The organism is Rhizobium sp. CF080 (genome assembly GCF_000282095.2).
Taxonomy (GTDB): domain Bacteria; phylum Pseudomonadota; class Alphaproteobacteria; order Rhizobiales; family Rhizobiaceae; genus Neorhizobium.
Window position 1 is genome coordinate 562,082 of the sequence record NZ_AKKC02000015.1, and the last position, 15,743, is coordinate 577,824.

At 62.6% G+C, this 15,743-nt stretch carries 14 protein-coding genes; 2 read left to right on the forward strand and 12 right to left on the reverse strand.

All coding sequences use genetic code 11. From position 1 onward, the window contains the following. Positions 1-81 precede the first annotated feature (81 nt). From mnhG to PMI07_RS29835, 6 genes are read right to left on the reverse strand one after another with little or no spacing between them, the layout of a single operon-like run. Positions 82-483 carry a monovalent cation/H(+) antiporter subunit G gene (mnhG, locus tag PMI07_RS29810; protein WP_007759097.1) on the reverse strand — a complete coding sequence of 134 codons (402 nt, stop codon included), beginning with the start codon at positions 481-483 and terminating at the stop codon, positions 82-84. After that, complete coding sequence (locus PMI07_RS29815) at positions 480-761, reverse strand: K+/H+ antiporter subunit F (RefSeq protein WP_007759098.1); 282 nt, start codon at positions 759-761, stop codon at positions 480-482. Before PMI07_RS29815 ends, mnhG begins: the two co-directional genes overlap by 4 nt. Then, positions 758-1,234 (reverse strand): Na+/H+ antiporter subunit E, encoded by a 477-nt coding sequence (locus PMI07_RS29820; RefSeq protein WP_007759099.1) that lies wholly within the window; start codon positions 1,232-1,234, stop codon positions 758-760. Before PMI07_RS29820 ends, PMI07_RS29815 begins: the two co-directional genes overlap by 4 nt. Continuing rightward, the gene (locus tag PMI07_RS29825) at positions 1,234-2,865 is read right to left on the reverse strand and encodes a monovalent cation/H+ antiporter subunit D (protein WP_007759100.1); all 1,632 of its coding nucleotides are present in this window, start codon (positions 2,863-2,865) and stop codon (positions 1,234-1,236) included. The genes PMI07_RS29820 and PMI07_RS29825 overlap by 1 nt, the downstream gene beginning before the upstream one ends. Further along, positions 2,862-3,200, reverse strand: a complete 339-nt coding sequence (locus PMI07_RS29830; protein ID WP_007759109.1) for a Na+/H+ antiporter subunit C — start codon at positions 3,198-3,200, stop codon at positions 2,862-2,864. Before PMI07_RS29830 ends, PMI07_RS29825 begins: the two co-directional genes overlap by 4 nt. Continuing rightward, a complete protein-coding gene (locus tag PMI07_RS29835) occupies positions 3,200-6,121 on the reverse strand; it encodes a monovalent cation/H+ antiporter subunit A (protein WP_037088621.1) in 2,922 nt (973 codons plus the stop codon). The genes PMI07_RS29830 and PMI07_RS29835 overlap by 1 nt, the downstream gene beginning before the upstream one ends. Before the next feature lie 91 nt (positions 6,122-6,212). On the opposite strand from PMI07_RS29835, the gene PMI07_RS29840 reads away from it, so the two are divergent. Beyond that, on the forward strand, positions 6,213-6,524 hold the full coding sequence (locus tag PMI07_RS29840; protein WP_037088714.1) for a helix-turn-helix transcriptional regulator: 312 nt from the start codon (positions 6,213-6,215) through the stop codon (positions 6,522-6,524). A 72-nt stretch (positions 6,525-6,596) separates the two neighbouring features. On the opposite strand, the gene PMI07_RS29845 is transcribed toward PMI07_RS29840, so the two are convergent. The 6 genes from PMI07_RS29845 to PMI07_RS29870 form a co-directional block, all read right to left on the reverse strand. After that, positions 6,597-7,751, reverse strand: coding sequence for a mandelate racemase/muconate lactonizing enzyme family protein (locus PMI07_RS29845; RefSeq protein WP_007759113.1), 1,155 nt, complete (start codon positions 7,749-7,751; stop codon positions 6,597-6,599). Positions 7,752-7,765: 14 nt separating this feature from the next. Then, complete coding sequence (gene manD / locus PMI07_RS29850) at positions 7,766-8,974, reverse strand: D-mannonate dehydratase ManD (protein ID WP_007759116.1); 1,209 nt, start codon at positions 8,972-8,974, stop codon at positions 7,766-7,768. A gap of 4 nt (positions 8,975-8,978) precedes the next feature. Further along, the gene (locus tag PMI07_RS29855) at positions 8,979-10,691 is read right to left on the reverse strand and encodes an ABC transporter ATP-binding protein (protein ID WP_007759118.1); all 1,713 of its coding nucleotides are present in this window, start codon (positions 10,689-10,691) and stop codon (positions 8,979-8,981) included. Further along, positions 10,688-11,842 (reverse strand): ABC transporter permease, encoded by a 1,155-nt coding sequence (locus tag PMI07_RS29860; protein ID WP_024164278.1) that lies wholly within the window; start codon positions 11,840-11,842, stop codon positions 10,688-10,690. Before PMI07_RS29860 ends, PMI07_RS29855 begins: the two co-directional genes overlap by 4 nt. Continuing rightward, a complete protein-coding gene (locus tag PMI07_RS29865; RefSeq protein ID WP_007764332.1) occupies positions 11,839-12,825 on the reverse strand; it encodes an ABC transporter permease in 987 nt (328 codons plus the stop codon). The genes PMI07_RS29860 and PMI07_RS29865 overlap by 4 nt, the downstream gene beginning before the upstream one ends. A gap of 98 nt (positions 12,826-12,923) precedes the next feature. After that, positions 12,924-14,864, reverse strand: coding sequence for an ABC transporter substrate-binding protein (locus tag PMI07_RS29870; RefSeq protein WP_024164279.1), 1,941 nt, complete (start codon positions 14,862-14,864; stop codon positions 12,924-12,926). Between the two features lie 173 nt (positions 14,865-15,037). Between PMI07_RS29870 and PMI07_RS29875 the strand changes: the two genes are divergently transcribed. Further along, complete coding sequence (locus PMI07_RS29875; protein ID WP_007764365.1) at positions 15,038-15,736, forward strand: GntR family transcriptional regulator; 699 nt, start codon at positions 15,038-15,040, stop codon at positions 15,734-15,736. Positions 15,737-15,743 lie beyond the last annotated feature (7 nt).

Consider the following 15,743-nt stretch of genomic DNA (forward strand, 5'->3'; position numbering starts at 1 on the left):
TGCTTGCGTCGTTCGCGAGGGCCTGGCGGTAATGGCGCCAATGGCCTGCAGGTTTGATTGCCGGCAGGAGGCTCGGCGGAACTATACGTCGCGGGACCCGCTCCCGACCAAGACATCGGTGGCGACCTGGCTCTTGTTCTGCTTGTCGGGAACGTTGCCATTCCCCTCCGCCCGATCACGGTGGAGGGCAGCGCGTGCCAGCAACATGAAGGTGATCGGCGTGGTCACCGTCACGAAGATCCCGATCAGTATTTCGTGGAAGACCAGGCGCCCCGAGGAGACGGTGAAGAAGATCATCGAGGCGAGCATGACGCCGCCGATCCCCCAGCTGGTGCCGAGCGTCGGCGCGTGAATGCGCTCGTAGAAGGTGGGCAGGCGCAGGAAGCCGATCGCGCCGATCAGCGCCAGGCCGGAACCGACCAGCAGGAAAAATGCGACCGCGATGGCGGCCCAGACGGGAATATCGGCTGCAGGCTGGATCATTCGATCACCTCCCCGCGCATCAGGAATTTCGCGAGCGCCACGGTCGCGACGAAGCCCAGCATGCCGATGACAAGCGCTGATTCGAAATAGATCACCTGGCCCGTGCCGATGCCGAAGGTCACCAGAAGCAGCATGGCGTTGATATAGAGCGTGTCGAGGCCGATGATCCGGTCCTGCGCCCGCGGGCCGCGGAACATGCGGACCGAAGCGATCGCCATCGCCGCCGCCAGCATCAGCTGGGCGATCGAAACCGCGGTGAAGAGAATGATGGCGCTCATGCGAATATCTCCATCAGCAGCTTCTCATACCTGTTCTTGATCATGTCGCGCCACTGCGCCTCGTTGTCGAGATCGAGGACATGCAGCAGCACCGTCCTGTCGTTGGAATCATATTCCAGCCAGGCGGATCCGGGCGTGCTTGTCAGCACGACCGCGAGGACTGCGACGGCGACATGGTTCTCGATATCCAGTTCGACCGTCAGGAAACCCGGATTGTGGCTGCGCCGGCCGATCTTGAGGATGATCAGCGCGACCGCGATGTTCGACTTGACGATGTCGTAGAGCACGATCCCGAACAGTTTTGGCAACAGATACCATTTGGCAAACCTCGGCCTGTCCGGGCGCAGCGACGCCATCGCCCAGGAGGCGAAGACTGCGACCAGGATGCCAAGCACGAGATGGCCGGGCGTGAAGCCGTTGAGCAGCAGCCACATCAGGATCAGCGAGAGGGTGAGCAGTGGATAGGGCAGCATCACTTGCTCCCTGCGTTGGACGAGGAGACGCCGTCATAATCCGGCACCACCGCCGCATTGCGGACCGCATCGATATAATTCCGCGGATTGCTGAGCGTGCGGATCGTCGTATCCATATACTGCATGGCCGGCCCGGCCTGGACGGCGAGCGCCAACGTCAGGAACAGCAGGAACATTACCGGCACGATCTCTATGACCAGGACGCGCGGCACGGTTCCCTCGAGCGAACTCCAGAAGGTGCGGATGCCGGCACGGGTCATCGAGATCAGCGCGGCGATGCCGGAGAGGATGACGAGGATGACCAGAACCCAGACGGTCGCCGTCGGCGGCACGCCGATCGCGCCCGTGCCCATCATCGCCGATAGCATGGCGAACTTGGCGATGAAGCCGGAAAGCGGCGGCAGGCCGGACAAAAGGATGCCGCAGGCGGCAAAGCAGATGCCGAGGATCGCCATCGTGCCGGGCATGGTGACGCCGTCGCCCTCCTCCGGCTCGTCCTCATCCGCGTCGCCATAGGCTTCCATGGTCACCGCAAGGACGATCGCACCGGCATCCTGTCCGCGCTCGACCAGTTCGATCAGCATGAAGAAGGCGCTGATCGTCAATGTCGAGCTGACGAGATAGAGCAGTGCCCCGGACGAGATCGCCCCGTCATTGATGCCGAGCACCATCAGCAAGGTGCCGGAAGAAACCAGAACCGAGAAGCCCGCAAGCCTACCGAGCGCCTGCGACGCCAGCACTCCGATCGTACCGAAGATGATGGTGGCGATGCCGCCATAAAGAAGCACATCGGCGCCGAAGCCGGCGGACGGTCCCTCCCCGAACAGCAACATCGTCAGCCGCAGGATGATGTAGATGCCGAGCTTGCTCATGATGGCGAAGATGCCGGCGACCGGAGCGGAGGCGGCGCTGTAGGCGGTCGGCAGCCAGAAGCAGAGCGGCCACATGCCGGCCTTGATGAGGAAGGCGATGCCGAGCACGCCGGCTCCCGCCTCCATCAGCATCCGGCGGTCCGGCTCGATATCGGGAATGCGGGCGGCAAGATCGGCCATGTTGAGCGTGCCGGCGGTGCCGTAGATCAGGCTGACCCCGATCAGGAACAGAAGTGCTGCGGCCAGGTTGACGGCGATATAGTGCATGCCCGCCTTGACGCGCAAAGGGCCGGAACCGTGCAGCAGCAGGCCGTAGGATGCCGCCAGCATCACCTCGAAGAAAACGAAGAGGTTGAACAGGTCGCCGGTCAGGAAGGCGCCGTTCAGCCCGACCAGCAGCAGCTGGAACATGGTGTGGAAATGCGCCCCGACCGCATGCCAGCGGGCGAGCGAGAAGACCAGTGCCGCGACCGAGAGCAGCGCGGTCAGGAGCAACATCAGCGCCGACAGCGCATCGAGAACCAGCACGATGCCGAACGGGGCAGCCCAGTTTCCGAGAAGATAGACGCCGTCGAAGTCGTTCGGGCCGCTTTCGATCCGCAGAAGCGCGAGCGAGACGACGACCAGGGTCAGCGTCGAAGCGAGGCTGATCATCGCCTTTACGACGCGCTGCCGTTCGTCGAAGAACAGAAGGAGCGCGGCGACGACCAGCGGCACCAGGATCGGCGCGATGATGAGGTGGTGGGACCAGCCAGTCATTTCGGCTCGTTCCTCCCGTCGACATGGTCGGTGCCGGTCAGGCCCCGGGAGGCGAGCAGGACGACGAGGAACAGCGCGGTGGTCGCAAACCCGATGACGATGGCCGTCAGTACCAGCGCCTGCGGCACCGGATCGGCAAGCGTCGAATTGGGAACGCCATCGACGAGGATCGGCGGGACATTGGTCTTCACGCCGCCGACGCCAAAGATGAAGAGATTGACGGCGTAGGAGAGAAGAGAAAGGCCGACGATGACCTGATAGGTGCGCGGACGCAGGATGAGCCAGACCCCACAACCCGTCATCACGCCGATCGCCGTGGACAAAACGAGTTCCATCAGCCCTCCTCCGTCCTGGCAACATCGATCGCCCGCAGGCGGTTGATGCGGATCGACTGGTGCGCTAGCGCCACGAGAATGAGGACCGTCGAACCGACCACCAGCGAGAACACGCCGAGGTCGAAGAGCAGCGCGGTGGCGGCCGGCATCTTGCCGATCAGCGGCAGTTCGACATACTGGAAATGCGAGGTCAGGAACGGATAACCGAAGAACCAGGCGCCGATGCCAGTGGCCGACGCGGTGAGTATCCCCGCCCCCATCCAGCGCAGCGGCAGGATGCGGATACGATCTTCGGCCCAGCGCGTGCCGCCGGCCAGATATTGTAGCAAGAAGGCGATCGACAGCGTCAGCCCGGCCGAGAACCCGCCGCCCGGCATGTCGTGACCGCGCATAAAAATATAGACGGCGAAGGTGATGATCACCGGGAACAGCCAGGTCATGATGACCGAGGGCACGAGCAGGTAGTCGCGCACCGTATCGCCGGCCGAACGCTCGGGACGATCCTCGTCGAACCGGTTCTGGATGCGCTGCTGCTCCGGCAGGTCCATGCTGTCGGGGGCCGGACGGAAACGGCGAAGCAGCGCGAAGACCGTCAGCGCCACGACGCCGAGCACGGCGATCTCGCCGAGCGTATCGAAGCCGCGGAAATCCACCAGGATGACGTTGACGACATTGCGCCCGCCCCCTTGAGAATAGGCGTTTTCCAGGAAATAGTTGGCGATCGCATCCGGCACCGGCATGGTCATGACGGCATAGGCGATGAAGGACATGCCGATGCCGCAGAGGACGGCAAGCGTCAGGTCGCGGAAGCGGCGGAAGCGGGCGCGCAACGTGATGGACTCGGCCAGTCCCTCCGTCCGCTTCGGCAGCCAGCGCAAGCCGAGAAGGATGAGGACTGTAGTGACGATCTCGACAAGAAGCTGGGTGATCGCCAGATCCGGCGCCGAGAGCCAGACGAAGGTGATGCAGACGATGAGTCCGACTCCGCCGAGCATGACGAGGGCCGCCAGGCGATGATATTTGGCGAGATAGGCGGTACCGAAGGCAAGGCAGATGCCGAGCAGCCAGATCGCGGCGAAGGCCGGATCGATGCCGGAAAAGGCGATTTCGCGCGTCTCGAAACCGGAGAGATAGAGCGGCAGCAGCCCCGCCAGAAAACCGGTCGCCACCACCCAGCGAAGCTGCGGCTGCAGATTGCGGGTGCCGAAGCGCCGTTCGAGCGTGCGGGCCCAGCGCCAGGACACTTCCACGAGAATGCGCTCGAAGATGCGCTGGCCCTTGAGGTTACGCAGGATCGGCGGGCCGTCCTCGCAGGTCGCGAGATATTTGCGGAGCGAGAGATAGAGCAGCGTGCCGCCGACCAGCGCAATCGCGCTCATGATCAGCGGCAGGTTGACGCCGTGCCAGATGGAAAGGCTGTATTCCGGGGTCTCCGGGCCTAGCACGCTGACGACGGCGGTATGCAGGAAAGGCCCGATCGAAATCGCCGGAATGATGCCGACGACCAGGCAGGCGACGACAAGAAGGTCGATGGGAAAACGCATCCAGCGCGGCGGCTCATGCGGCTTCGGCTTGGGCAGATCGGTCGGCTGCGGACCGAAGAAGACGGTATGGATGAAGCGCAGCGAATAGGCGACGCTGAAGGCGCTGGCGAGCGTCGCCACATAGGGCAGGATGCGGTCGAGAATGGAATCCGCATGGGTTTCGACCGCCTCGGCGAAGAACATTTCCTTCGACAGGAAGCCGTTGAGCAGAGGAACACCAGCCATGGCGGCACTCGCCACCATGGCCAGCGTGCCCGTGATGGGCAGATACCGGAAAAGCCCGCTCAATCGTCGCATGTCGCGCGTGCCGGTCTCGTGGTCGATGATGCCGGCGGCCATGAACAGCGACGCCTTGAAGGTCGCATGGTTGACCATGTGGAAGATCGCTGCGACCGTCGCCAGAGGGCTGCCGAGACTGAGCAGCGTGGTGATGAGCCCTAGATGGCTGATCGTCGAATAGGCGAGCAGGCCCTTCAAGTCCTGCTGGAACATCGCGAAATAGGCGCCAAGCACCAGGGTGATGATGCCGGCCAGACCGACCAGGTAGAACCATTCATAGGTACCGGAGAGCACCGGCCAGAAGCGCACCAGCAGGAAGACGCCCGCCTTCACCATGGTCGCCGAATGCAGGAAGGCGGAGACGGGGGTCGGCGCTGCCATGGCATTGGGCAGCCAGAAATGGAACGGAAACTGGGCACTCTTGGTCAAGGCGCCGAGCAGGATGAAGACCAGCGCCGGCACGTAGAGGGAATGGCCGCGGATGACGTCGCCGGCGGCAAGGATCTTGTCGAGGTCGTAGCTGCCGACGATATTGCCGAGCAGCAGCAGTCCGATCAGCAGGCAGAAACCGCCGATCCCGGTGACCGTCAGGGCCATGCGGGCACCGTCGCGCGCGGCGGCATTGTTGTGCCAGTAGCTGATCAGCAGGAAGGAGAAGATGCTGGTCAGTTCCCAGAACACCGACAGGAGAATGACGTTGCCGGACATGACGATGCCGAGCATCGCGCCCATGAAGGCAAGCAGGAAGGAGAAGAAGCGCGGAACAGGATCGTCTTCCGACATGTAGTAGCGGGCGTAGACGACCACGAGGAAGCCGATGCCGGCGATCAGCATGGAGAAGAGCCAGGCGAAGCCGTCCATGCGCAGCGTGAAGTTCAGGCCAAGCTGCGGCAGCCACGTGCCCTCGAAGCGAAGCACGCCGCCATTGGTGACACTCGGATAGAAGGCCGCGATGATTAGTAGGGACAGGAGAGCAGTGGCGCCGGCGACCCAGGACGGCAGCACGCGCGAGCGCGTTCGCAGCAGAGATACGGAGACCAGGCTTCCGAGGAAAGGCAGGACCAGAAGAACAAGAAGAAGATATGGTCCTGACGTTATCCCAATGCTCCGGCCTTCCTATGTGCTCCGCATCCGCCAGGCGCCTCCTCCGAAGGGGCTTGCGGTGCTCCATCTAGCAATCGAATCCAAATTGCCATATATGAGAGATATTGACCAATATGGGCAGTTTGGTGAGATGGGTCAAGCCGCAAAGAACGTAATTTTGACGCCGGCCTTGTGTCGCGCCGCCCGTGGGTTTCTGGACTGGACGCAGACCGATCTTGCCGACCGGTCCGGGGTGTCGCGCAGTACCATCCGCGATTACGAAGGCAGCCGGCACGACCTCCATCGCGCAACGGAGGCGCAGCTGCGCCTGGCCTTCGAAGACGGCGGCGTCGCCTTCGTCCATATGGAGGGCGGTTGCTTCGGCGTCTGTCCCAAGGCGGCGCGGGCGCCGCAATAGATCGGACCGGGTTCGGCTTTACCGCGGGACGCCAGGATCGCGCCCTGCGGAGAGGTTGGGCCGAAACTCGAATCACCAGTTGGTGACCGAGCCGTCCCGGCGCTTCAGATGCGGCGCTTCCCAAAACTCGAAGCTCTGCTTGGCAATCAGTTCCTCGTTGACCTCGACGCCGAGGCCCGGCGCATCCGAGACGGGATAATACGCGCCTTCCAGCCGCGGCTGGACGGGGAAGAATTCCGAGTTATCGAAACCGAGATGAGTTTCCGCCGGGCTCGCACGGGTCTCCAGCCAGGAGAAATTGGCAACCGCCGCCGAGAAATGGATGGTTGCCGCGGTGCAGACCGGACCGAGCGGATTGTGCGGCATCATGTCGACGTAGTGGGTCTCGCTCCAGGCAGCGACCTTCATGCTCTCCGTCAGGCCGCCGACATTGCAGACGTCGAGACGGTTGAACTGGTGGATGTCGCGCTCGATATAGGGCTGGAACTGCCATTTCGAGGAAAACTCCTCGCCGATCGCGAAGGGAATGTCGGTCATCCTGCGCAGCGCCTCGTAGGAGCTCGGCGACTCGTCGCGGATCGGTTCTTCGAGGAAATCGAGCGTGCCCTTCGGCATCTTCTGGCAGAAGCTTGCAGCCTCCGCGACGCTTAGGCGATGATGATAATCGATGCCGAGCACGACGTCGTCGCCCAGAGCCTCGCGAGTCTTTACGCACCATTTGGCGGTCGTGGCAATATGCTCGCGCGGTTCGTAGATGTCCTTGTGTTCATGACCCGAAGGCGACAGGCGCATCGCCGTCCAGCCGTGCTCGACCAGCATCTGCGCCTGCTCGACCATGGCCGGGCCGGGCTCGGCAAACGTCGTCGCGAAGGTCGGGATGCGATCGCGCTGCTTGCCGCCCAGCAATTCGTAGACCGGCACGCCGAGCGCCTTGCCCTTGATGTCGTAGAGCGCGATGTCGATCGCCGAGATCGCCGCCTGCAACACGCGGCCGCCCTCAAAATACTGGCTGCGGTACATTTCCTGCCAGAGCGCGCCGATCTTGAACGGATCGCGGCCGCGCAGGAATTCGGCATAATGTTCGAGCGCGCCGACGACCGCCTTTTCGCGACCCGAAAGACCGCTTTCGCCCCAGCCGAAAATCCCCTCGTCGGTCTCGACCTTTACCAGGAGCTGATTGCGGATGCCGACCTTGACGGCATAGCTTTTGATCGCTGTGATCTTCATCGTTTTCTCCTGAATTACCAGTGCCACAGGGTGCCGTCCTCAAGACGGTTCACCGGCAGGTAGGCGCGCTGGTATTGATATTTTTCCGCAAGCTTCTCGTCGATATCGACGCCATGGCCGATCGCCTCGCCCGGATGCAGGTAACCGTCCTTGAGGCTCCAGGCGCTCGGGAAGACGTCGAGGATTTCCGGCAGGTAGCCGGAATATTCCTGGATGCCGAAATTCGGGACCCAGAGATCGAGATGCAGGTTGGCGCCAAGGCAGATCGGCGACATGTCCATGGCGCCGTGGCAGGCGGTGCGGACGTTATAGACGCTCGCGAAATCCATGATCCGCCGCTGCGCGGTGACGCCGCCGGCATGCACGGTCGTGGTGCGGATATAGTCGATGAGCTGCTCTTCCATCAAAAGCCGCGCATCCCAGATCGTGTTGAACACCTCGCCGACGGCGAGCGGCGTCGTGGTGTGCTTGCGGATCAGGCGGAAACTTTCCTGATGCTCGGCAGCGACGGTATCCTCCAGCCAAAAGAGACGCGCGAATTCGAGATCCTTGCCAAGCCGGGCCGCTTCGATCGGAGTCAGGCGGTGATGGCTGTCATGCAAAAGCTCAATATCCCAGCCATGCGCCTCGCGCACTGCCTTGAACAGTTCGGGAATGTAGCGGAGATATTTGGAGGTCGACCAGGTTTCCTCATGCGGAAACGCATCGTCGGCAGCGTTGTTGGTGACCGATTTCTTGCCGGTGCCGTAGACATCCGGCAGGCCGGGAATGCCGACCTGCACGCGGATCGCCTTGTAACCCTGCTCAATGCGCTTACCGACCGCTGCGACGGCTTCGGCTATATCCGTGCCCTGGGCATGGGTGTAGCAGAGCACCTTCTCGCGGCTCGCACCGCCGAGAAGCTGGTAGAGCGGCATGTTGGCGGCCTTGGCCTTGATATCCCAGAGCGCGGTGTCGATGCCGGCGATCGCCGCCATGGTCACCGGGCCGCGACGCCAATAGGCGCCCTTGTAGAAATACTGCCAGATATCCTCGATGCGGCTCGGATCGCGGCCGATCAGAAGCGGCGCCAGGTGCTCCTCCAGATAGGCGACGACCGCCTTTTCGCGGCCGTTCAGCGTCGCATCGCCGACCCCGGTCAGGCCCTCGTCGGTAAAAATTTTGACGGTGACGAAGTTGCGGCCCGGCGAGCAGACAATGATTTTGACGTCGGTAATTTTCATCGATTTATCCGTTGGCTGAAACTGTGCGGGCCGGATCGTAACGGAACCGCTTGTGGATGCGCCGTTCGCGCGGATCGGGATGGGGAATGGCCGAGAGCAGCGCGCGGGTGTAGTCGTGCTGCGGGTGGTTGACGACCTGGTCGGTATCGCCCGTCTCGACGATCCTGCCGCGATACATGACCGCGACGCGGTCGCACATGTAGCGGATCACCGACATGTCGTGGGAGATGAACACGTAGGAGAGACCCAGTTCATCCTGCAGCTTCATCATCAGGTCGAGCATCTGCGAGCGCAACGACACGTCGAGCGCCGAGGTCGCCTCGTCGGCAACGATCAGGCGCGGCTTGACCGCGATCGCCCGGGCAATGCCGATGCGCTGGCGCTGGCCGCCTGAAAAGGCGTGCGGATAACGCTCGCGCCAGGCAGGCTCGAGGCCCACCTGCACCATCAGTTCGGAGACCCGGTCCTCGAGCTCCCTGCCCTTCACGCCGGCAAGCTTCAGCGGTTCGGCAATGATCTGGCCGACATTCTTGCGGGGGCTGAGCGAGCCTACCGGATCCTGGAAGATCATCCGCACCTCGCGTCGGATATCTTTCAGCTCCGCCTTGTCGGCGGTGCGGATATCGACCGTATGGCCATCCGGGCGACGGAAATCGATGGCGCCGGCCTGCGGATCGTAGATGCGCAGCAGGCAGCGGCCCATGGTGGTCTTGCCGGAACCGCTCTCGCCGACGATGCCGAGCGTCTCTCCCGGCCGCACAACCAGCGACACGTCGTCGACCGCCTTGAGTCCCGAAGGAAAGGTCAGCGACAGGTTCTTGACGTCGAGAAGCGGCGCCGCTTCGGCGGCGATCGGCGCGCGCGTCAGACGGACCTCCGCCTTCTTCTCTAGCTTGACGACCGAGCCGATCAGCCGGCGCGTATAATCGTCCTGCGGGGCGTGGAAGATCTGTTCCACCGGCCCGCGTTCCATCACCTTGCCGCGATACATGACCAGCACTTCGTCGGCGATCTCTGCTACCACGCCCATGTCATGGGTGATGAACAGCACGGCCATGCCATGGCTCTGCTGCAGCTTCTTGATCAAGTCGAGGATTTCAGCCTGGGTGGTCACGTCGAGCGCGGTTGTCGGCTCGTCGGCGATCAAAACCTGCGGATTGCAGGCGAGCGCCATCGCGATCATCACCCGCTGACGCATGCCGCCGGAGAACTCGAACGTGTAGCGGTCGATCGCGGTTTCCGGGCGCGGGATTTCCACCTGGCGCAGCAGCTCCAGCACGCGTTCGCGCTGCTCGTTGCCGCGAATGCCGAAATGGATGCGCAGCGCCTCGCCGATCTGGGTGCCGATACGGTGGACCGGCGAGAGCGAGCTCATCGGCTCCTGGAAGATCATGGCGATCTCCTTGCCGCGCACCGAGCGGATGTCCTTGCCGCGCGGGTCAAGCTTCGCGAGATCGGTCACCGAACCGTCTGCGCGGGTGAGCAGGATCGAGCCGCCTTCGATACGGCCGGGCCGGTCGACGATCTGCAGGATCGAGCGGGCGGTCACCGACTTGCCGGAACCGCTCTCGCCGACGACACAGAGCGTCTTGCCGCGCTTCAGTTCGAACGAGACGCCATCGACCGCCTTGAAGATGCCGGTGCGCATCGGGAAGTAGGTCTTGAGGTCCTCGACCTTGAGGATCGTTTCTTGTGACGTGTTGGGGCTCATGTTCATGACACGGACTCATAGGGGTCAGCGGCATCGCGGAGACCGTCGCCGAGGAAGTTGAGGGACAGGACCGAGATGACGATCGCGGCGGCCGGCGTGAACAGCAGCCACGGCGCCTGGGCGACGGCGCGGATGTTCTGCGCCTCCTGCAGCAGCACGCCCCAAGAGATGATCGGCGGCTGCAGGCCGATGCCGAGGAAGGATAGCGCCGTCTCGGCCAGAATCATCGACGGGATCGCCAGCGTCAGCGTCGCGATGATATGGCTCATGAACGACGGGACCAGGTGATTGAAGATGATGCCGATCTCGCTCATGCCGTCGAGGCGCGCGGCGATGACGAAATCCTCGCTGCGCAGCGACAGGAACTTGCCGCGCACTTCGCGGGCGAGGCTCGTCCAGCCGATCAGCGAGACGATCAGGGTGATGACGAAATAGGTCCTGAGCGGCGGCCAGCCGACGGGGATCGCGGCGGCCAGTCCCATCCAGAGCGGGATGGTCGGGATCGAGCGCAAGAGCTCGATGAAGCGCTGGATGGCGAGATCGACCCAGCCGCCGAAGAAACCGGAAATGCCGCCGATCGTCACCCCGAGGATCAGGCTCATGAACACGCCAACAAGCCCGATCGACAGCGAGATCTGGGCGCCGTGGACGACACGGCTGAAGATGTCGCGGCCGAGCCGGTCAGCGCCAAAGATATAGAGGCTGTCGCCGACCTGCGGATTGGTGAGGCCGAAAAGCTTGGTCTGCATCGGGATAAGGCCGAGCAGATAATAGGGCTGCGGCGCCTTCACGAAGAAGCCCACCGAGACCGGTTTGGTGGGATCGGCCACGAATTCGCGGCGCATGGATTCGGTGTTAAGCGTCATCTTCAGCTGGTACACATGCGGCCGGAACGAACCGTCGAGCAGCAGCGACAGGCCCTGCGGCGGCGCGTAGGTGAAGCGCGCATTGGTGGCGTTGGGATCGACGGGCGCGATGAAATCCGCGAATGCCGCGACGAGATACATGAAGACGATCACGACGAGGCTCGCGAGCGCGATCCTGTGCTTCTTGAACTTGAGCCAGAACAGGCGCCACTGGCCGGCGACGGCAATGTCCTTGCCGGAGAGGTTGAACGACGGGCCGGTTTCCGGCGGGAGGCTGGTGATATCTGTCATTGGAAACGGATCCGCGGGTCGGTGAGAGCGAGCAGGATGTCCGAAATCAGCGTGCCGATGATGGTGAGCACCGAGATCAGCAGGATGAGTGAGCCGGCGAGATACATGTCCTGGGCGAGCAACGCCCGGAGCAGCAGCGGCCCGGTGGTCGGCAGGCTCATGACGACCGAGACGATGATCTCGCCCGAAATCACTGCCGGCAGGATCCAGCCGAGCGTCGAGATCAGCGGGTTGAGCGCAAGTCGCACCGGGTAGCGGATCAGCAGCTCCAGCTCGGACATGCCCTTCGCGCGCGCCGTGGTGACATAGGGTTTGGACAGTTCGTCGAGCAGGTTGGCGCGCATGATGCGCACCAAGGCTGCTAATGAACCGAGGCCGATGACCACGACCGGCAGCCAGACGTGCCTGGCGAAATCGACGAGCTTTCCAAAGCTCCAGCCGGCATCCACATAGTCAGGCGAAAAGAGACCGCCGACGCTTTGGCCGAACCAGGCGGACATGACGTACATGGCCGACAGCGCCATCAGGAAGTCCGGCACCGCGAGGAAGAAGAAGGCAAGGAAGGTCGCCGTGTAGTCGGAGATCGAATATTGCCGCACCGCCGACAGGATGCCGATCGGGATGGCGATCGCCCAGACGAAGCAGAGCGTCAGCAGCGACAGCAGCAGCGAGAAGCCGAGGCGGTTCCAGATCAGTTCCGTCACCGGCTTGCCGAGTTCGAACGAGATGCCGAAATCGCCGGCGGTCAGGATGCCCCAGATCCATTTGTAATATTGGAAATAGATCGGCTGATCGAGGCCGTAGCGCTCGCGCATCGCCGCGACCGTGCCGGCTTCCACCGCGCCGCCCTGGCTTGCCCAGTCGGCCATCAGCGTCGTCAGATAGTCGCCCGGCGGCAGCTGGATGATGATGAAGGCGATGATGGAGACGGCAAACAGTGTCGGGATCGCGAACACCAGCCGCTTGAGAATGTAACGGAGCATGGAACTGACCGTTCGATTTGGATCGAAGGGATGCCGGCGGCAGCGTTCAAGCCGCCACCGGCCTCGGGAGGAGCCTGATGGCCCTTACTTGGTCGGCCCTATTTTGCCGGCTTGTCGAAATACCACTGGGTCAGCGTCGGCGCCGGGTGCCAGAGGTTGCCGGTGATCGGAATGCCGTTGACGACATTCTTCAAGTTCTTCGACGTCATCATGTATTTCGGCATGGGGCGCGAGATACCGATGTTGAGGAAGTTGTCGGCAGACTGATTGAGGAAGTCCTTCATCTTCTGGCGACGGTCGTCGTCGGTCACGGCAGCATTGACCTTGTCGTAGGCGGCCATCAGCGCCTTGATGTTTTCCGGCGGTTCCTCGCCCGTCGCGTGGTTCGAATACCATTCGCTCCACTTCATCGCGAAGAAGATGTCGGCCTTCTGGAAGGGCATGTAGCAGCGCGGATCGGTATAGACTTCCGAAAGCCCGCCGACGCAGTTCCAGATATAGGCGTCCTGCTCATTGGCCGCCCACATGGTGTTGAGGCGGGCGCGGTCCGTGGTGCGCAGCTGGATGTCGATGCCGACCTCCTTGGCGTATTTCTGCACCATCTGCATCACGTCGGGATAAGACAGGCCGAAGACGTCGGCGACCATGAAGTTGATGGTGAAGCGCTTGCCGGTCTCGTCGAGCCGGAAGCCCTCGGCATCCTTCTTCGGCATGATCTTGTCGAGGCTCGCCACTGATGCCTTGGGATCGAACTCGGTATACTGCTTCGCCTCGCGCTCGTTGAAAAGCTCGTGCTCGGGCTGGACGGCAACCTGCGCCGGAGCCCCCTGCCCGACATAAACGAGATCGATGATCTCCTGCCTGTTGATGGCGCGGCTGAGAGCGATACGGAAATCCTTGTTCTGGAAGATCTTGCGCTTCACCGGATCGGTGGAGTTCAGGTTCAGGAGGATGACCGCGTCGTTGGCCGGCAGGTCCTTGACGTCGACGAACTTGTAATTGCCCGTCTGCTGACCGTCGAAGAGTACCGACTTGAAGGTCGAATTGTTGATGTGGCGGAAGGCGAAATCGAACTCGCCCGAGGTCATCTTCAGCGCCATCAGCTGCGGGTCGTCGAGCTTCGCCCAGGTGATGCCGTCGATATAGGGCAGCTGGTTTCCGGCCGTATCGACTTTCCAGTAATAGGGATTGCGGCTCGCGACGACGCGTTCGCTGTCGGCGTAGGGAACCGTCAGGATCCACGGGTTCAGCGTCGGCAGGGCGAGGTTCTGCCAGAACGGCGGCTGGAAGGTCAGCGAGACCTTGGAATTGAACAGCGCCACCCAGTCGCCGGCGGCCGGATTGGCCTTCAGCAAAGCCGGAATACCGTCCTTGTTGTACTTCTCGTGGAACTGCTTGAGGTAGTGCTTGGGATAGATCACCGGCAGGTGACCCTGGCCGTAGGCGAGCTGCTGGATGAACAGGCCGTAGGGCGACTCGAACTTGAACTCGACGGTGAGGTCGTCGATCTTGGTCACCTTGACCGGCTTGCCGGCGACTGTGAAGGTGGGGTTCTTGGCGGGCGACAGCGCGTTGTTCATGAACACGTCTTCGTACCAGAACATGATGTCGTCGGCGTTGAACGGCTGGCCGTCGCTCCATTTCAGGCCCTTGCGGAGCTTGAACGTGTAAGTCGTCGCATCTTCCGAAGCCTTGAACTCCTCGGCGAGCGACGGCATCACCTTCTGCCACTTCGGGTCCCAGCGGACGAGCAGTTCGTTGGCGATCGTGCGGGTCAGATTGTACTGGTCGCCATTGGCCAGAATCGTGGTGCGCAGCGTGCCGCCATACTTGCCGACGCCGTCGATCATGGTTTCCACGTAAGGATGTTCCGGAAGACGCTCGGCGACCGCGGGCAGCTTGCCGGCCTTCACCTGTTCGTCGAGCATCGGCGCCTGCTTGTAATCCGCCGCCCAGGCCGGGAGCGTCGCTCCCCAGAGCACGGTCGTCAGCAACCCCGTCGACACGACGAGGCCACGCAGCTTCTGCTGGTAACCCATATTCTCTCCTCCTCTTAACCGGCTGTCTCCGCCGGATTCCTCCCGAACGAGTGCCATCACGGCATTCGTGTTGGATGAAAACTTTCAGATCGTACATTCTTTGTCAATCTAGATGTACAAAATTAAATGTTTTGCTCTTGGAAGACGGCGGAAAGTGCATTAAAAGCAAGCCTATGAGCACGATTACCAGCATTAGACAGGCTGTCCCCGACCGCGACGATCTGGCGGAGGACGGCGGCTCCTCGATCTACGAGAGGCTGCGCGACGACATCATTCACGGGCGCGTCAAGGCGAACGAACGCCTGAAAGTGGCCGAGCTTGCGAGCCGCATGGGCACGTCCACCAATCCGGTGCGCGAGGCGCTGCAGCAGCTGCGCGGCGAAGGTTTCGTGATCATGACGCCGAACCGCGGCGCCCGCGTTCGTCCCATCGACGAGGAGTTCGTTCGCGACATCTGCGAGATCGAGGTCCTGATCGAGCCGGCGCTGACCCGCTGGTTCGTCGGCATCGTCACCAAGGCGGATATCGAGGAGCTGGAACGGCTTCAGGAGGAGATCGAGGCGCTGAACTTCGGCGACGAGATGAAGCACTCCAATCTCGACCTTCAGTTCCACCGGCTGATGTACGACCGCCACTACAACCGCCACGCGGTCGACCTGTGGGTGCGTCACCGCCACATTCTCTGGGCCATCAGCCGCGGTTTCCAGACCTCGCTCAGCCGGCAGTCGAACGTCCTGGACGAGCACCGCGAGCTCATCGCCTGCATCAAGGCGCAGGACGCCGACGGCGCCTCACGGGCGATCGCCCGCCATGTCGAAGGGTCCGGCCGGCATATCATCGAACGGATGCGACTCGAGAAGCGGAACGCCTGACGGGCGT